Raw genomic sequence first — 17795 nt, 5'->3', positions numbered from 1 at the left:
GGGTTCTCCGGCCGGATGGGGCGCTGTGCCGACATCGGCAGGGATCAGCCGAACTTCGGGAGCAGCGTCGGCGCCGTCGTCGCGGGCATGACCCGGTAGGTCTTGAGGACCTGGGTCATCGCCTTCTGGAACGCCGGCGCATTGGCCGAAGACGAGGTTACCGTAGTGGGCTCGTCGAGAGTCACGGCGACGAGGTACTTGGGATCGTCCGCGGGCGCGAATCCGATCATGGTGGTGAAGTAGACCCCGGCTTTGTAGCCGCCGCTGCCGTCGGATTTCTCACCCGTTCCGGTCTTCGTCGCGATCCGGTAGCCCGGGACCTCGACCTGCTTCGCGTAGCTCGCCTGCATCGCGACGTTCTCGAGGATCTCCCGCATCTCGGCAGAGGTCTGGGCGCTGATCACCTGGACGGGTTCGGGGAGGTCCGGCGTCACGACGGTGCCGTCGGCCTTCGTGCACGACTCGACGATCGACAGCGGCATGCGCGTCCCGTCGTTGGCGATCGCGTCGTACGCTCCGACCAGCTCGGGCACCGTCGTCGTGACGCCCTGCCCGAAGGACGTGTTGTACAGCTGCTGGTTGTCCCACTGCGCCACGGGGTAGAGCAGCCCCTGCTCCTCACCCTGGAAGCCGACCGCGCTGCCCGAGCCGATGCCGAACTTCTGCAGGTAATCGAAGCGCGTCTGCGGGCTGACCCGCTCGCTGAACTTGGAGATGCCCGCGTTCGAGGAGTCGATGAGCACTCCCGCGAGCGTGTACAGGTACGGCTCGTGCTGGAAGGCGTCGCGGACCCGGGCTCCGTTCGGGAACGTCTCGGTGCTCGACGCGACCACGGTGGACGACAGATCCTGCCCGCCCGCATCGAGCACGGTCGCTCCGGTCAGCGCCTTGAACGTCGAGCCGGGCTCGAACGTGTCGGTGAAGATGTGGCTGCGACGATCTTCGGTCGGCGCGGCGGCCGGATCGTTCGGGTCGACGGACGGATACTCCGCCGCCGCACGCACCTTCCCCGTCTCCACCTCCACCACGGTGATCGTGCCGCGCTTGGCTCCCATGTCCTGCACCTGTTCGCCGATGAGCTGCTGCAGGTACCACTGCAGGTCGCGGTTGATCGTCAGCTGCAGCGTGCCGCCGTTGACGGCAGGGGTCTCCACCTCGGTACCGGGGATGACGACGCCGTCCTTGCCCTTCTGGAAGGTGAGCGAGCCGTTGCTGGCTTGAAGGCAGTCGTTCGCGCTCTGCTCGATTCCGGCGAGCGGCTCGCTGTCCACGCTCATGAATCCGACCAGGTTCCCGGCGACGGCGCCGTCGGGGTAGGTCCGCGCCGGGTGGGAGTCGAAGGTCAGGAACGGCGCGCCGATGTCCACCAGGGCGCGATACTGCTCGGTCGTGAGACCGCGCTTGAGGTAGGCGAACTGGGAGTCCGGGTTCTCGGCGAGGGCGTCGGCGACGATCTTCTCGACCTCGGCGCCGGTCTGGCCGGTCACGGCCCCGATCTCGGCGGCGACGGCCGGCCACGACACGACCTTCCGCGTGCCGTCCTCGTCCGCCCGGGTGATCGGGCCGGCGTTCTTGGGGTCCAGGACGCCGTCGTAGAGGAGGATGCTGCCGGCCAGTGTCTGCCCGGTCTCGTCGACGATCTCGCCGCGAGTGCCGTAGAGCGTCCGCGAGGCGCCGAGGGCGACCTGCATCGAATCGGCGATGTGGTCGTCCGCGTTGACGATCTGGATGTCGACCAGTCGCACGATGAATCCGGAGAGAACGGCCAGGACGACGGCCAGAGCGACCACGGTGCGCCGACGAGGACTGCGCGTGCTTCTCGTGGTCATGTACTCAGTGTGTGCTCGGGGTGGGCAGTCCGTCGGTGAGCGGCGGCGGAGTGTTCGCGACTCCGCCGTCCGTGGCGACCACGTCCGTCTCGACCGGGGCGCCCTCGATCGTCGCGTCGGGCGCCGTCACGAGGGGCGTGTCGGTGATGAGTGCGTTCGGAACCGTGGAGCGTCCGATCGCGTCGACCGAAGACGCTCCGAGTGCCGCCTGCCCGGCACCGAGCAGGGCGCCGTCGCTCAACCGGAGGTAGCTCGGAGATTCCTCGATCACCATGCCGAGCGCCGACGCGTTGGCGGCGAGGTACTGGGGAGAGCTCAGACCCGCGACGTCGTCGGCGAGGATCTGCTTCTGCCACGTGAGCTGGCGTGCTTCCTGCGTCAGCGCGGAGAGCTCGTAGGAGCTCTGCGTCGTCATGATCGAAAGCGCCATCTGCGCGGTCCCGATCGCGAGAGCCCCGGCGAGGGCGACGATCCCGTAGACGAGCTTCGGGCGGCGGCGGCGAGACGGCTCCTCGACCACGCGAAGGCGCCGACCCGATGACGGCACCCTCTCGGTCGGGCGAAGCAGGTCGAAGTCGAGCAACGGGTCGACAGCGCTCATCGGTCAGCCCTCACTCGTTCGGCGGCGCGCAGACGCACCGGGGTCGCCCGCGGATTGCTGGCACGTTCGTCGTCCGTGGCCAGCTCGGCGCCTTTCACGAGAAGGCGGAAGCGCGGCGCGTGCTCGGGCAGTTCCACGGGAAGTCCCGCGGGAGACGTGGATGCCGAGGCCTCGGCGAACGCTCGCTTCACGAGGCGGTCCTCGAGAGACTGATAAGCCAGCACGACGATGCGGCCGCCGATGGGAAGGGTGCCCAGAGCGGCGGGAATCGCTCGTTCGAGAACGGCGAGCTCGCCGTTCACCTCGATGCGCAGAGCCTGGAACACGCGCTTCGCGGGGTGACCGGCGCGCTGTGCGGCATACGGCGTGGCCGCCACGAGGATCTCGACCAATTGCCCGGAGCGCTCGATCGGCGCGACCTGGCGCGCCGCGATGATCGCGCGCGCGTAGCGTCCAGCCAGCTTCTCCTCGCCGTACCGTTCGAAGATCCGCCGCAGTTCGCCTTCGCTGTACGTGGCGAGCACGTAGGCCGCCGTCGGCCCGCTGCTCTGGTCCATGCGCATGTCCAGCGGAGCGTCCTGGGAGTAGGCGAACCCGCGGTCGGCGACATCCAGCTGCAGCGAGGACACCCCGAGGTCGAACAGGATGCCGTCCGCGGAGTCGAAGCCGGCGGAGGCGAGAGCTGCGGCGATGCCGTCGTAGACCGTGTGGACGAGGGTGATCCGGTCCGCGAACCGCTCCAGCCGCTCACCGGCGATGCGCAGCGCGTCCTGGTCTCGGTCCAATCCCACCAGGTGCACGCCGGGGAAACGCTCGAGCAATGCCTCGGAGTGGCCCCCCATGCCGAGGGTCGCGTCCACGAGGACCGCGCCGTCGCGTTCGAGCGCGGGCGCGAGCAGCTCGATGCAGCGCTCGAGAAGGACGGGGGTGTGGATGTCGCGCAGGCTCATGGTGTCTCGGGATCGTCGACCCCAGATCCTGATCCCCATCCGCTCTGACCTGACACCGGGGAAGTGCGTCAGGGCGTGAGCGGCTGGGAGTCAGGGCCGGGGGGGCTAGAAAAGTCCCGGAATCACCTCCTGCTCGAGTTCGGCGTAGCTCTCTTCGTTTCCTTCGGCGTAGGCGTTCCATGCCTCCGCGTTCCAGATCTCGGCGTGCGCCCCGACGCCCGTGACGACGAGCTCCTTCTCGAGCCCGGCGTAGGCCCGAAGCGACGGCGGGATCGTGATGCGGTTCTGCCCGTCGGGCTTCTCCGCGCTCGCTCCGGAAAGGAACATGCGCAGGAAGTCGCGCGCCTGCTTGTTCGACAGCGGCGTCTCACGGATCCGCTCGTGGATCCGCTCGAATTCGTCCGCGCTGAACACGTAGAGGCACCGTTCCTGGCCGCGCGTGATGACGATTCCCGCACCCAGGTCGTCGCGGAATTTCGCCGGGAGGATCACGCGACCTTTTTCGTCGAGCTTGGGAGTGTGCGTGCCGAGAAGCATCGCCACCACCCCCTTCGTCCGACCCCCGCGGGATGCTCGCCACTTTACTCCACTTCACTCCACTTTGTCACCCATTCGTGACCTCAAAGCCCCCCACTCCTCCCCCGCCTCTTCTCCACCCGCGTGGTGGGGCAAAAAAAAGCACCGACCCGAAGGTCGGTGCTTTGGTGTGACGTCGCGCGCGGCTACTGGCCCTCGCGCCGCCGGTCCCAGCGATCGTTCATGCGATCCATGAACGAAGATGCGGGCCGGGACTTCGCGGCAGACGGCGCGATGTCGACGGGTCCGCGCGGGATCCCGCGCGTCGGCGTGACCGCCAGGATCACGCCGCCGAGCATCACGACGAAGCCGATGACGCCCACGACGATGAGCTGAGTGGAGACGCCGACGATGAGGGCGCCGAGACCCACGAGCACGAGGATCGTGCCGTACACGATGTTGCGATAACTCAGCGTGCGACCGTCCGTCGGCGCGCTGACCACATCGGCGTCATTGCGCATGAGATGGCGTTCCATCTCGTCGAGCAGACGCTGCTCCTGTTCGGAGAGTGGCATGCATCCCCCTCTGCTTGCTCGGACCCGACGATTCTACGCGCGCCCTCGATCACTAGGCTAGGCCCGTGTCACCCTCTCCGGATGCCGTCGAAGCTGTTTCTCAGCGTCTGAACATGTTCCTGACGGCGCAGCGCGCCGCCGCCGCCGATTTCGGGCCTGAGGCGGTACTCCTCGTCGAGGCCGGTGCGACCGCTCTGGAGGGCGGGAAGCGTCTGCGCGGCAGGTTCTGCGTCGCAGGGTGGAGGGCTGTGGAGGAGGCCGGAGGATCCTCCCCGGCGCTCCCGGATGACCTCATCACGGTCGCCGCCTCCCTGGAGATCTTCCATGCCGCCGCCCTCGTCCACGACGACGTGATCGACAACTCCGACACGCGTCGCGGGCGTCCTGCCGCCCACCGGGCGCTCGAGGCCGCGCACCGCTCGCGGCACTGGGTCGGCGACGCCGGAGCCTTCGGCAGGTCGGGAGCGATCCTGCTGGGCGACCTGCTCGTGGCCTGGAGCGATGATCTTCTCGAAGAAGGCCTGGCCGCAGCATCCCCCGCGCGCGCGTCGGCGGCGCGCAGGGAATACGCGATCATGCGGCGAGAGGTCACGATCGGCCAGTTCCTCGACATCGCCGAGGAATCCGCCTACGTCACGGAGCCCGACGACGAGCACGCGGCGCGCGCCTTGCGTGTGGCGTCGCTCAAGTCGGCCCGGTACAGCATCCAGCAGCCGCTTGCGATCGGCGCCGCGCTCGCGGGAGCGGATGCCGACCAGCAGGCGGCCCTGGCTGCTTTCGGCCATCCGGTCGGCATGGCCTTCCAGCTGCGCGACGACGTGCTGGGCGTGTTCGGCGACGAATCCGAGACGGGCAAGCCCTCCGGCGACGATCTGCGCGAGGGTAAGCGCACCGTGCTCATCGCCTACGCGCGCGAAGGCCTGGGCTCGACGGCCCGTCGGGTGATGGACGAGCTCATCGGCGATCCCGCGCTGGACGCGCAGCAGATCGCGTCGCTGCAGCAGACGATCATCGAGACGGGAGCCCTGGAGCGCGTCGAGCACCTGATCGCCGACTACGCGCGCGAAGGTGAGCGATCGCTGTCCGGCGCCCGCCTGGGCAACGCGGCCGTCGGAGGCCTGCGCGACCTCGCCCGCGCCGCGACCGTCCGCACGACCTGACGGTCGCCGCCCGGTTCAGCCGAGCCGGATCAGCCGAGCGCCTGGGCGACGCGGCGGACTTCGCTCTTGCGGCCGGCACGGAGCGCCTCGATCGGCGCCACGCCGATGGACTCCTCCGGCGCCAGCAGCCAGTCGATGGCCTCGTCGTCTGAGAAGCCCGCATCGTGGAGCACGAACAGTGTTCCGCGGAGGGATCCGATGGGCGCATCGTCCATCAGGAAGACGGACGGCACGCGAAGAGCCCCGTGACGTCGCGAACCGACCAGATGCTGCTCATCCAGGAGGCGGCGCACCCGGCCGAGCGGTTCGCCGAGGATCTCGGTCAGATCGGCAAGGGTCAGCCATTCGGTTTCGACAGGCGTGGCGTCAGTCACGGTCCCAGTATCGCGCACGGCGGAAGGTGTCCCACCAGTTCGCAACGCCCGGACGGAGTTCACACGCGCGGACCGGACATCGTTCCGATGTTCACTTCAGTCACACCAGTCACATTGGTTGACAGCAGTTAGCATCCGTGACACCGTTTCACGCAGTCGACAGAGGGGGATCCCGTGAGAGCCGACTCCTTCCATATGGCCGCGCCACCGCGGCGGATCGCTGCGAACGCCCTGCCCGCGCTCGCCGGATCGCTCGCGGTCCTCATGACAGCCGCCCCGGCGCACGCCGTGCAGCAGCCGGAGCGCTCCGTCGCACCGATCGACCTCGGTGCGCTCACGGCGCTCGACCGTGCGACCCTGTCCTCCGCGGCGACCCTCCGCGTGACGACCACCGCGCCGGACACCTACGAGGTCCAACCGGGCGACACCGTGTCGGCGATCGCCGCGCGCAACGGCCTGCGCACCGCCGACGTCCTCGCGATCAACGGCTTGTCCGCGTCGTCGATCATCTACCCCGGACAGACCCTGCGCCTGATCGGCGCGGTAACCGAGGGTGCGCCCGCCGCTTCCGCGCCGACCGGCTCCGCGCACGTCGTGAGCGCCGGCGAGACCATCAGCGCGATCGCCGCGAGGTACGGACTGTCCGTGCAGAGCGTGCTCACCGCGAACGGTCTGGACTGGTCGTCCGTGATCTACCCCGGGCAGAGCATCGCCATCCCCGGCGCAACGTCACCGGCTGCTCCGCCGGCGCCCGCGGCGCCCGCGGCTCCCGCTGCGCCGGAGACGGCCGGAACGTACGTCGTGGTGTCCGGCGACACGATCAGCGGGATCGCCCGCCAGCACGGGATGTCCACGCAGGCCGTCCTCAGTGCGAACGGGCTGGACGCCTCCTCGATCATCTACCCGGGGCAGACACTCTCCATCCCGGTCTCGGTCTCGCCGATGCTCGCCGCGCAGACGGCGCCCGCGCCCGCATCGAGCGGACTCGACGCCGAGCAGGCCGGCAACGCGGCTCTCATCATCCAGATCGGCAGGGAACTCGGCATCCCGGATCGGGGAATCGCGATCGCGCTGGGAACCGCCATGCAGGAATCGTGGCTGCGCAACCTGGACTGGGGCGATCGCGACTCGCTCGGTCTTTTCCAGCAGCGACCGAGCTCCGGTTGGGGCACACCCGAGCAGGTGCGTGACCCCGCCCGCGCGGTGCGCGTCTTCTACGGCGGCCCCGCGGATCCGAACGGAACCGCCACCCGGGGGCTTCTGGACATCCCCGGCTGGCAGGACATGTCGTACGCGGATGCCGCGCAGGCGGTCCAGATCTCGGCCTACCCCGAGCGCTACGCGCAGTGGGAACAGCCCGCGTACGCGTGGCTCGCCGCCCACGGGTGAGTGCTCCCGACCCGGGAATCCGGGCGGTTGCAGGGGTGAGCCGCTCCGCGGGCTCGCAGGAACCCGTCCGTAGACTCGGATCGTGAGCACGAGTCAGCAGGCCGACCCGTTGATCGGTCGTCTTGTCGACGGCCGATACCGGGTGCGCGCGCGGATCGCGCGCGGGGGCATGGCGACCGTCTACGTGGCCACGGACCTCCGCCTCGAGCGGAGGATCGCTCTGAAGGTGATGCACGGTCACCTCAGCGACGACACCGTCTTCCAGAGCAGGTTCATCCAAGAGGCCCGCGCCGCGGCGCGCCTGGCCGACCCGCATGTCGTGAACGTCTTCGACCAGGGCCAGGACGGCGACATGGCCTACCTCGTCATGGAGTACCTGCCGGGCATCACGCTGCGCGAGCTGCTGCGCGAACAGCGGCGGCTCACCGTCCCGCAGACCGTCACGATCATGGATGCGATCCTCTCCGGGCTCGCAGCCGCCCACCGCGCGGGAATCGTGCATCGCGACGTGAAGCCCGAGAACGTGCTCCTCGCGGAGGACGGCCGGATCAAGATCGGAGATTTCGGTCTCGCCCGCGCCACGACGGCGAACACCGCGAGCGGAGCGCAGCTGCTCGGCACGATCGCCTATCTCGCCCCGGAGCTCGTGACGCGCGGCATGGCCGACGCGCGCAGCGACATCTACTCGCTCGGCATCATGCTGTACGAGATGCTCGTCGGCGAGCAGCCTTACAAGGGCGAGCAGCCCATGCAGATCGCCTTTCAGCATGCGACGGATTCCGTGCCGCGGCCGAGCGTGAAGAACCCCGGCGTCCCCGAGCAGCTCGACGAGCTCGTGCTGTGGGCGACCGAGAAGAGCCCCGACGAACGACCCACCGATGCCTCGGTGATGCTCGACCGGCTCCGCGAGATCGAACGCGAACTCGGCATCGCGCCGCAGGTCGCGCGCACCTTGTCGGCCGGGATCATCCGCGAAGAGGTGGCCGGCGACTCGGGGGATCTCACGCAGGTGCTGCCCGCGGCCATGACAGGCCCGACGGGCGCGGTGGAGGAAGCCGACAACGCCACGCGCCTGCGCACCGCGTCGCGCAGACGCTCCCGGCGCGGCGCATGGCTCGTCGCCCTGGTTCTGCTGCTGGCCGGTCTGGCCGCGGGGGCCGGTTGGTGGTTCGGCTCCGGGCCCGGGTCTCTGGTCGGTGTACCGAATGTGAGCGGACGCAGCTTCGCCGAGGCGCAGACCATCCTCGCCGAGCGGGGACTGCAGGCGGTGCAGCAGGACGTCTACGACATCGACATCGAGGCCGGACTCGTCGTCGGCACCGACCCGCCGGCCGGTTCTCGGCTCGACAAGGACGCATCGGTGTCGGTGCTCGTCTCGCAAGGGCCGCAGCCGCAGACGGTGCAGGCGCTCGCCGGTGTCGCCGCGAACGAGGCGCGCGGCATCCTGCAGGCGATAAACCTGACGGTGGCCGAACCGGACCAGGAATTCTTCACGGATGCCGCCGAGGGCAGCGTGATCGGTGTGTCGGTCGCGCCCCGGGCGGGCGGCGACGCCGTCGACTGCACGCAGGGATGCACGGTGCTCGAGGGCGACACGGCGACGCTGTCAGTCTCGGTCGGCCCGGTGCCGGACGTGAGCGGTATGAGTGTGGACTCGGCGACCGTCACGCTCGGCGACAAGGGCCTCACGGTCGCCGGCACCGTCGAGGAACCCAGCGACTCGTTCGATGCAGGCAGCGTCATCCGCCTCGCCGATCGCGACGGCGGCGGAAACTGGCGTCCCGGCGAGAGCGTCACCCTCGTGGTCTCGAGCGGTCCGCCCCTGTTCCCCGTGCCCAACATCGTCGGGATGACCCGCGATGAGGCGAAGAAGACCCTGACGGACGCCGGCTTCGACTTCGAATACGCGACGCTGTGGGATGCCGTCCTCAACGAGATCACGAAGGTCGAGTCGCAGGTCCCGGCCGCGGGCAGCGAGCGCGCGAAGGGCACCGTGGTGTCGTTCCGCATCCAGGGCGCGTTCTGACCCACCTGCTCCTCGCGAGAGGGCAGATATGCACCCCTTCTACGGCGTGTTGCCCAACAGAAGTGCCCTCTCGCGTCAGCAGGTGAGTGCCCGACGAACCCGCGCGGCGAGTGCCCGGCAGTCCGGCACGAGGTCGGCGTCGCCGATCAGCATCACGCGGTAGCCGGCATCCTGGAGCAGTTGCACCCTCGTCAGATCTGCGAGCCAGCGCGCACGCGACGTGCGGTGCTCATCACCCTGGAACTCCAGCAGCAGTCGTTCCCTGCGGTAGCCGAGGTCGGCATGCCTGAGTCCCTGGGCGGTCTCGACGGGCAACTGGACCTCCGGCTCGGGCAGCCCGCAGCCGACGAGGCCGAGACGCAGGAAGGTCTCCTTCACCGAGTCGACCGGATGCCGCACCGCCGCCACCGCGACCCGCAGCGCCTTCGCTCCGCGCTTCCCGTTACGTCGGTCGGCCGCCGCCTCGAGCTCGGCGAGAGTGCAGAGAGCCGGTGCCCGACCCGCATCCGTGCGCTCGCCGCTCACGAGGAAGTCGCCGATCGCGACGAGCCACTCGGTGGAGAGCGTGGCGCCGGGCCGAAGCGCCGAACGGACGGACAGGCTCGCCCACACATCCGCCGGCGCGACGATCCGCACCCCGTTCTCCCACCGCCGGGACGGTGGCCGCTCGAGAACACGCCACCCGGTCACCCCGGCGCGCCGCACCCGGTCGTCGGTACCGACCGAAGTCACGTGCACAGCGTTCTCGTGCTGCGCGAACGCGGGGAGCGGCATCCGGTACAGCCGCGCCGCCGTCAGGTGACTGAACCACTCGTCGACCTCGAGGGTCGGCGCGAGAGCGCGGCAGCGGTCCTCCTCGTCGTCCGCGAGACCGGCGGTGTACACGCCGTGGAACGGATGCCCGATGTCGGCGCTTCGCAGCCGGGCTCGACCCACGCCCGCGGCCGCGGCATCGGCGAGGCTGAAGGATCGAGCCGTCAACTCCGACGGGAGCGGCGTGTAGCGCATGCCCTGATCGTGCGCGATCGCACGCCGCGATCGTCTCGCAGTACTCACTCCGGTGGACAACCGATCCCCGCACGCCGTCTGGGGAGGAGGCGCCTGCCGTCCGCGAGAGGGCAGAAAAGCACCTGCCGCACGGCGTGTCGCCCTACAGAAGTGCCCTCTCGCGGAGGAGCTGTCAGCGCTTGTCGAGCTCCTCGGCCACGAGGAACGCGAGCTCGAGGGACTGCATGTGATTCAGTCGCGGATCGCACAGGCTCTCGTAACGGGTGGCGAGCGTGGCCTCGTCGATCATCTCCGAACCCCCGAGGCACTCCGTCACGTCGTCGCCGGTCAGCTCGACGTGGATGCCGCCCGGGTGGGTGCCGACGGCGCGATGCGCGTCGAAGAAGCCGCGCACCTCGTCCACGACGTCGTCGAACCGGCGCGTCTTGTAGCCGGTCGGGGTCGTGATGCCGTTGCCGTGCATCGGATCGGTCACCCACAGCGGCACGGCTCCGGAGTCGCGCACGGCCTCCAGCAGCGGAGGCAGCGCGTCGCGGATCTTGCCGGCGCCCATCCGGGTGATGAACGTCAGGCGGCCGGGCTCGCGCTCGGGGTCGAGCTTGTCGATCAGGGCGAGAGCGGTTTCGGGCGTCGTCGTGGGGCCGAGCTTCACGCCGATCGGGTTGCGGATCTTCGAGAAGTAGTCCACGTGCGCGCCGTCGAGGTCGCGCGTGCGCTCCCCGATCCAGAGGAAGTGCGCGGACGTGTTGTACGGCGTCGACGTGCGCGAGTCGATGCGCGTCATCGGCCGCTCGTAGTCCATGAGCAGACCCTCGTGGCCGGTGTAGAAGTCGACGCGACGCAGCTCATCGAAGTCGGCGCCGGCCGCCTCCATGAACTTGATGGCGCGGTCGATGTCGTGCGCGAGTCGCTCGTACGCCTGGTTCGCCGGGTTCTCGGCGAACCCCTTGTTCCAGCTGTGCACCTCGCGGAGGTCGGCGAAACCACCCTGTGTGAACGCCCGGATCAGATTGATCGTCGACGCGGCCATATGGTAGCCCTTGAGCAGCCGCGCGGGGTCCGCGCGACGCGATCCCTCGGTGAAGTCGAAGCCGTTGACGATGTCGCCCCGGTAGGCCGGAAGCGTCACGTCGCCGCGGGTCTCGGTGTCACTCGAGCGCGGCTTGGCGAACTGCCCCGCCATCCGACCCATCTTCACGACGGGCATCGCGGCGCCGTACGTCAGGACGACCGCCATCTGCAGGACGGTCTTGATGCGGTTGCGGATCTGCTCCGCGGTCGCGCCCGCGAACGTCTCGGCGCAGTCGCCGCCCTGCAGCACGAATGCGCGACCGGATGCCGCACGGGCGAGGTCGACGCGGAGCTTGTCGACCTCACCGGCGAACACGAGCGGAGGCAGCGACGCGATCTCGGCCGAGACGGCGGCCACGGCGTCGGTGTCGTACCACGTGGGCTGCTGCTTGATGGGAAGAGTCCGCCAGTGGTCGAGGGTGTCAAGCTGCTGGAGCATCCGCTCAGTCTATCGGCGCCCGGGCCCCGCCCTCCGCGCCATGACGCCGCCGCCGACCGTGCGCGCTCAGGGCGCCGGCGAAGCCGGCATGCGGTTCTTGACAGTGGAGGCGTACACGTCGTCGTACGTCTGCTCCCCCAACCGCTGCAGTGCGACCATGATCTCGTCGGTGACCGAACGGAGGATGTAGCGATCGCCCTCCATTCCCGCGAAGCGCGAGAAATCGAGCGGCTCGCCGATCACGACTCCCACACGACCGACACGCGGGATGCTGCGCCCGATCGGCATGATGACGTCCGTGTCCACCATCACGACGGGGATCACCGGCACGTGCGCTTCGAGCGCCATCCGGGCCAGGCCCGTGCGACCCCGGTACAGCTTGCCGTCGGGGCTGCGGGTGCCCTCAGGGTAGATGCCGAGCAGATCGCCGCGTCCCAGCACCTGCAGCCCGGTGTTCAGCGACGCCTCCGACGCCTTCCCGCCGGTCCGGTCGATCGGGATCTGCCCCGTCGCCTTCATGAACATCCGGGTGGCCCAGCCTTTCAGGCCCTTGCCGGTGAAGTAGTCGCTCTTGGCGAGGAAGGACATCGGCCGGTCGATCATCAGCGGGAGGAAGATCGAGTCCGACACCGAGAGGTGGTTGCTCGCGAGGATCGCGGCGCCCTCGCTCGGGACGTTGCGCCGCCCGACGATCCACGGTCGGAAGATCGCCTTGACCAGCGGCCCGATCACGATGTACTTCATCAGCCAGTAGAACATCGGCTACGCGCCTTCCCCTGACCGTGCCGTCTCGGCGAGATCGGCCGCGCCGATGAAACCGGCGTCGTTGCCGAGCTCCGCGATCGCGAACGCGGCGATCGGACGGTCGCCGTATCCGGGGAGCGAGGTCTCGTACGCGATGCGCACCGGGCCGAGAAGGTCTTCGCCGAGCTGCGCGACACCGCCGCCGATCACGAACAGTTCGGGATCCAGCACCGCCTGGAAGCCGCCGCACGCCTCACCGAGAGCGGTCGCCACCCTCCGGAGCGCCTCGACGGCGCCCGGGTCGCCGGCGAGCACCAGCCGGGACACGGCCGGTCCGCTGATCGAGCCCTTCTGCGCCCGGAGCTCTGCGAGCGCGGTGCCGATGCCACCGGCATCCGCGATCGCGTTCGCCTCGCGCTGGAGGGCCCGCCCGGACGCATACTGCTCGAGGCATCCGTTCTGGCCGCAGCCGCACGGCAGTCCGTCGCGCGTGAAGCGGATGTGTCCGAGCTCGCCGCCGATTCCGTGACCGCCGCGATAGAGCGCGCCGCTCGCGATCACCGCCCCGCCGACACCGGTGCCCATCGTGAGCATGACCATGTCGTCGACGTCGCGCCCCGCGCCGAACCGGAACTCCGCCCAACCGGCGGCGTTCGCGTCGTTCTCGATCGTGACGGGCACGTCGATGCGGGCTTCCAGGATCGCTTTGAGGGGCTCGTCGCGCCACGCGATGTTCGGCGCGTGGATCACGTTCGCCCGCTGCCGATCGATGAAGCCCGCGGCCGCGACCCCGACGGCGGCGATGTCATGGTGTGCGGCGAAGTGCCGGGACATGTCGACGACGGCATCCGCGAGTTCGCCGGTGTCCACGGGCGTGTCCACGCGCAGCTTCTCCACGATGCGTCCGTCCGCGTCGACCACGCCGCCCGCGATCTTCGTCCCGCCGATGTCGATGCCGACCTTGAGCACTGCCCGTCCCTCCCGGCCGACACGCGCGCGACGGCGTCTTGAAGTCTATCCCCGGGGGCGCCGGCGGCCAGTGCGGGAGGACCGGCGGCGCATTCGCACGACATGCGTGACACTGAGAATCAGCGCAGGTGAAACCCAGTGTCACCACCTTCGCTGGTAGGCCCGCGTCGCGCCACGGTAGACTCGAATCCGATCGTCACCCGACACCGAAGGAGCTGCCGTGGTCCAGTTCGAAGTACCCGCAATCGTGCCTGCCGATCCGCAGGCTAATGTCACCGATCTCCTGGTCGATCGCGTCAAGGCCACCCCGAATCTGGCCCTGTTCGCCGTTCCCGAGGGCGACGGATGGCGGGACATCACCGCCGCCGAATTCCACGCCCAGGTGATCGCCCTGGCCAAAGGCCTGGTCGCCGCCGGCATCGAGCCCGGCGACAAGGTCGGCTTCATCGCCCGCACGACGTACGACTGGACGCTGGTCGACTTCGCCCTCTTCTTCGCCGGCGCCGTGATGGTGCCGATCTACGAGACGAGCTCGCCCGCACAGATCGCCTGGAACCTCACGGACTCCGGCGCGATCGCCTGCATCACCGAGTCCACCGACCACTCGGCCCGGCTCGACGAGATCCGCGCCGAGGTGCCCCTGGTCCGGTCGGTGTGGGAGATGCACCGCGGCGATCTCGACAAGCTCGTGAGCCAGGGCAAGGACGTGACGGATGCCGAGATCGAGCGTCGGCGCAACATCGCGAACGGCGCCGACATCGCAACGCTGATCTACACGTCCGGCTCGACCGGCCGCCCCAAGGGATGCGTTCTCACGCACAGCAACTTCGTCGAACTCATCCGCAACGCGACGCGCTCCAACAAAGAGGTCTTCGAGTCTCCCGGCGCGTCCACCCTGCTGTTCATCACCACCGCGCACATCTTCGCGCGCTTCATCTCGATCCTCGACATCCACGCAGGCGTGAAGACGGGTCACCAGCCCGACACGAAGCAGCTTCTTCCCGCGCTCGGCTCGTTCAAGCCGACGTTCCTCCTCGCCGTCCCCCGCGTGTTCGAGAAGGTGTACAACTCCTCCGAGCAGAAGGCGGAGGCCGGCGGCAAGGGCAAGATCTTCCGCGCGGCTGCAGACGCAGCGATCGAGCACTCGAAGCTCCTGCAGGACGGCAAGAAGATCCCGTTCGGCCTGAAGATCAAGTTCGCCCTGTTCGACCGGCTCGTCTACAGCAAGCTGCGGGCAGCCATGGGCGGCCGCGTCGAGTACGCGGTGTCCGGCTCGGCTCCCCTCGGCCCGCGACTCGGGCACTTCTTCCACAGCCTCGGCATCACGATTCTCGAAGGCTACGGACTGACGGAGACGACGGCTCCCGCCACGGTCAACCAGGCGAGCAAGTCGAAGATCGGCACGGTCGGTCCGGTCATCCCGGGCGTCGGCATCCGCATCGCCGACGACGGCGAGATCCAGGTGCGCGGTGTCAACGTGTTCAAGGAGTACTGGCGAAACCCCGAGGCCACGGCCGCCACGTTCGACGGCGACTGGTTCAAGACCGGCGACATCGGAGCCTTCGATGCCGAGGGCTTCCTCACGATCACCGGTCGCAAGAAGGAGATCATCGTCACGGCCGGCGGCAAGAACGTCGCCCCCGCCGCGCTGGAGGACCCGATCCGCGCCAACCCGATCGTGGGCCAGGTCGTCGTGGTCGGCGATCAGAAGCCGTTCATCGCCGCTCTGGTGACCCTCGACAGCGAGATGCTCCCCACGTGGCTCGGCAACAACGGGCTGCCCTCGGACATGTCGCTGACGGATGCCGCGAAGAACCCGGCGGTGCGCGCCGAGGTCCAGCGCGCCATCGACGGCGCCAATGCGCGCGTGTCCCGAGCGGAATCGATCCGCAAGTTCACGATCCTCGACACGGAGTGGTCCGAGGCGAGCGGTCATCTGACTCCGAAGATGAGCATCAAGCGCAACGTGATCATGGCCGACTTCGCCGGCGACGTCGACGAGCTGTACAGCGTCCCGGTCTCCACGACCAACGTGTCGCTGGGCTGACGCGAGGACGGATGCGGAAAGCCCCGAGGCTCGGCCTCGGGGCTTTCCGCATCGTGGGTCAGAACCAGTCGCTTTCGCGGATCTCCCGCATCGCCGTACGCCGGGTCTCGGCAGGAAGGCGACTGAGGTACAGCATGCCGTCGAGGTGGTCGGTCTCGTGCTGCAGCGCCTGAGCCAGCAGACCGTCGCCCTCCAGCACGACCGGGTTGCCGTCCAAATCGATGCCCTCGACTCGCGCGTGCGGGTGGCGCAGCGCCTCATGCCACAGCCCCGGGACCGACAGGCAGCCCTCGCCGACGAGTTCGGCCTCCCCCTCGACGGCGACCAGCACCGGATTCAGGACATATCCGATGTCGCCGTCGATGTTGTAGCTGAACGCGCGCAGACCCACGCCGATCTGCGGGGCGGCGACGCCGGCGCGACCGGGCAGCTCGACGGTGTCCAGCAGATCGCGGACGAGGGACCGGATGCCGTCATCGATCTCCCCGATCGGCGCGCTGGGCGCTCGCAGGATGGGGTCGCCGAAGACGCGAATGGGTCGGACGGTCATGCGTTCAGGCCGCCGACGCGAGCGAGCGGAGCCCCTCGACCACCGCGGCGGCGAGTTCGCGTGCAGCCTGGCGCGTCCCCTGCTGCAGCTCGCGGTACGAGATCGCGCTGCCCGCGGCGATGTGCGGATCGTACGGGACCCGCACGACCGTACGGACCCGGCTGCGGAAGTGCCCTTCGAGCTCGTCCTGACGCACGAGCGGCGCACCGGGCCGGGCGTTGTTGATCACCACGACAGCACCGCGGACCTGCTCGGCGTAGCCGTTCGTCTCCAGCCAGGTGAGGGTCTCCGAGGCGAGGCGGGCCTCGTCGACGCTCAGCCCCGCGACGACGACGATCTGGTCGGCGAGGTCGAGGGTCGCGCCCATCACGGAGTGCACGATCCCCGTGCCCGTGTCGGTCAGCACGATCGAGTAGTAGTGCGCGGCGACGCCGGCGACGTCGTGGTAGTCGCGGTCGCTGAGAGCCTCGGAAACCCGCGGATCGGCATCCGATGCGAGCACGTCCAGCCGGGTCTCGTCTCGGGCGACGATGTTCGAGATGTCGTTGTAGCCCGAGACCTCGGACCGCACCTTCACGAGGTCTCGCACCGTCTTGCCGCTCGAGCGCGAGATACGCTCCGCGAGCGTGCCGCGATCCGGGTTCGCGTCCACGGCGATCACCCGGTCGTCGCGCGCATCGGCCAGAGCCATGCCGAGGAGGGTGGTGACCGTGGTCTTGCCGACCCCGCCCTTCCTCGAGAGCACCGGCACGAATCGCGCTCCCCCGCTCAACGGAGCCGAGATCCGCCGATCGAGCTCCTTGCGATCCCGTGCACGCTTGCCGTCGCCGAGGTTGATGCGACGACGTGAGATCGAGTAGACGAAGTGCTGCCACACGCCCTCGGGCTCGGGGCGGACGATGTGCTGCGGGTCCAGCAGCCGATCGGCGGTGAGCAGATCCGCGGTCTCCCGATCCGCCTCGAATTCACCCAGGCGCTTGGAGGTCATCGCGACCTCGGTGCGCGGCTGCATCGCAGGCTGCGGGCGGACGGCCTCGCCGGGGTGGTGCGCCTCCCGTCGCGTGGTCGGCACCGATCCGGTGTCCGCGACGGCGGTGGAGGGGGCGTCGAGGACGGGTGCAGCCGGGCGAGGGGGGATGTCATCGACGACCACCGCGTCCTCGACGTCGCCGGTCGCCGGCGCGTGCACCGACTCCGGAACGACGGTGTCGTCCTCGATGACGGCTTCCGCGACGATCTCCGGATGCACCTCGGGCGCGGCCTCCACCTCGGACTCGTGGATCTCGATCACGAGAGGACCGTCTTCGGTGAAAGCGCGCACATCGTCGACCACGTCGTCGTCGACGAGGTCGTCATCCTCGTGCGGGGGCAGGACGACGTCCACTTGCGCGGTGTGTCCGCCCAGGATGCCGATGCCCGAGGTCTCGACGCTGGCCGCGTCCGAGAGCACGGCGTGCTCGCCGGTGTCGTCGTGCGTCGGGTCGTTGCGATCGGGCGTCACGGGTATCTCCAAGACAGGAAGGGAAGGTGCGCGAAGATCAGCGCAT

The 17795-nt window shown here is 69.1% G+C and carries 16 protein-coding genes; 4 read left to right on the top strand and 12 right to left on the bottom strand.

What is annotated here, in order from left to right:
* Positions 1-44 precede the first annotated feature (44 nt).
* The 5 genes from ABD197_RS07415 to ABD197_RS07395 form a co-directional block, all read right to left on the bottom strand.
* On the bottom strand, positions 45-1829 hold the full coding sequence (locus ABD197_RS07415; protein ID WP_344053115.1) for a peptidoglycan D,D-transpeptidase FtsI family protein: 1785 nt from the start codon (positions 1827-1829) through the stop codon (positions 45-47).
* Positions 1830-1833: 4 nt separating this feature from the next.
* Positions 1834-2430 (bottom strand): cell division protein FtsL, encoded by a 597-nt coding sequence (gene ftsL, locus ABD197_RS07410; protein ID WP_344053114.1) that lies wholly within the window; start codon positions 2428-2430, stop codon positions 1834-1836.
* Positions 2427-3380 (bottom strand): 16S rRNA (cytosine(1402)-N(4))-methyltransferase RsmH, encoded by a 954-nt coding sequence (gene rsmH, locus ABD197_RS07405; protein ID WP_344053112.1) that lies wholly within the window; start codon positions 3378-3380, stop codon positions 2427-2429. The genes ftsL and rsmH overlap by 4 nt, the downstream gene beginning before the upstream one ends.
* Positions 3381-3485: 105 nt before the next feature.
* The gene (gene mraZ, locus ABD197_RS07400; RefSeq protein ID WP_344055816.1) at positions 3486-3917 is read right to left on the bottom strand and encodes a division/cell wall cluster transcriptional repressor MraZ; all 432 of its coding nucleotides are present in this window, start codon (positions 3915-3917) and stop codon (positions 3486-3488) included.
* A 185-nt stretch (positions 3918-4102) separates the two neighbouring features.
* Positions 4103-4471, bottom strand: coding sequence for a DUF3040 domain-containing protein (locus tag ABD197_RS07395; RefSeq protein ID WP_344053110.1), 369 nt, complete (start codon positions 4469-4471; stop codon positions 4103-4105).
* Positions 4472-4536: 65 nt separating this feature from the next.
* Here ABD197_RS07395 and ABD197_RS07390 point away from each other — a divergent pair, with 65 nt between their 5' ends.
* Positions 4537-5631, top strand: coding sequence for a polyprenyl synthetase family protein (locus tag ABD197_RS07390; protein WP_344053108.1), 1095 nt, complete (start codon positions 4537-4539; stop codon positions 5629-5631).
* Between the two features lie 29 nt (positions 5632-5660).
* Here ABD197_RS07390 and ABD197_RS07385 read toward each other — a convergent pair whose 3' ends face one another.
* Entirely contained in the window at positions 5661-6005 is a 345-nt protein-coding gene (locus ABD197_RS07385; protein WP_344053106.1) for an Rv2175c family DNA-binding protein, read from the bottom strand.
* 195 nt (positions 6006-6200) lie between these two features.
* Here ABD197_RS07385 and ABD197_RS07380 point away from each other — a divergent pair, with 195 nt between their 5' ends.
* Positions 6201-7394, top strand: a complete 1194-nt coding sequence (locus ABD197_RS07380; RefSeq protein ID WP_425561031.1) for a LysM peptidoglycan-binding domain-containing protein — start codon at positions 6201-6203, stop codon at positions 7392-7394.
* Positions 7395-7476: 82 nt separating this feature from the next.
* Complete coding sequence (gene pknB / locus ABD197_RS07375; protein WP_344053103.1) at positions 7477-9420, top strand: Stk1 family PASTA domain-containing Ser/Thr kinase; 1944 nt, start codon at positions 7477-7479, stop codon at positions 9418-9420.
* 75 nt (positions 9421-9495) lie between these two features.
* On the opposite strand, the gene ABD197_RS07370 is transcribed toward pknB, so the two are convergent.
* The 4 genes from ABD197_RS07370 to ABD197_RS07355 form a co-directional block, all read right to left on the bottom strand.
* The gene (locus tag ABD197_RS07370; protein ID WP_344053101.1) at positions 9496-10428 is read right to left on the bottom strand and encodes a hypothetical protein; all 933 of its coding nucleotides are present in this window, start codon (positions 10426-10428) and stop codon (positions 9496-9498) included.
* Positions 10429-10600: 172 nt separating this feature from the next.
* Entirely contained in the window at positions 10601-11938 is a 1338-nt protein-coding gene (locus tag ABD197_RS07365) for a class II 3-deoxy-7-phosphoheptulonate synthase (protein ID WP_344053099.1), read from the bottom strand.
* A 66-nt stretch (positions 11939-12004) separates the two neighbouring features.
* Complete coding sequence (locus tag ABD197_RS07360) at positions 12005-12697, bottom strand: lysophospholipid acyltransferase family protein (protein ID WP_344053097.1); 693 nt, start codon at positions 12695-12697, stop codon at positions 12005-12007.
* Positions 12698-12700: 3 nt separating this feature from the next.
* Positions 12701-13651 (bottom strand): ROK family glucokinase, encoded by a 951-nt coding sequence (locus ABD197_RS07355; protein WP_344053095.1) that lies wholly within the window; start codon positions 13649-13651, stop codon positions 12701-12703.
* A 220-nt stretch (positions 13652-13871) separates the two neighbouring features.
* Between ABD197_RS07355 and ABD197_RS07350 the strand changes: the two genes are divergently transcribed.
* The gene (locus tag ABD197_RS07350) at positions 13872-15698 is read left to right on the top strand and encodes an AMP-dependent synthetase/ligase (protein WP_344053093.1); all 1827 of its coding nucleotides are present in this window, start codon (positions 13872-13874) and stop codon (positions 15696-15698) included.
* Between the two features lie 58 nt (positions 15699-15756).
* Here the strand turns inward: ABD197_RS07350 and ABD197_RS07345 are convergent, their stop codons facing one another.
* Together ABD197_RS07345 and ABD197_RS07340 are read right to left on the bottom strand one after the other, a co-directional pair.
* Positions 15757-16248, bottom strand: a complete 492-nt coding sequence (locus tag ABD197_RS07345; RefSeq protein ID WP_344053091.1) for a peptide deformylase — start codon at positions 16246-16248, stop codon at positions 15757-15759.
* A gap of 4 nt (positions 16249-16252) precedes the next feature.
* A complete protein-coding gene (locus ABD197_RS07340; protein WP_344053089.1) occupies positions 16253-17749 on the bottom strand; it encodes a MinD/ParA family ATP-binding protein in 1497 nt (498 codons plus the stop codon).
* Between the last annotated feature and the right edge of the window lie 46 nt (positions 17750-17795).

This window comes from Microbacterium lacus (assembly GCF_039531105.1).
Classification (GTDB): domain Bacteria; phylum Actinomycetota; class Actinomycetes; order Actinomycetales; family Microbacteriaceae; genus Microbacterium; species Microbacterium lacus.
The sequence above is the reverse complement of the archived record's forward strand: the minus strand, read 5'-3'. Positions and strand labels throughout refer to the sequence as shown.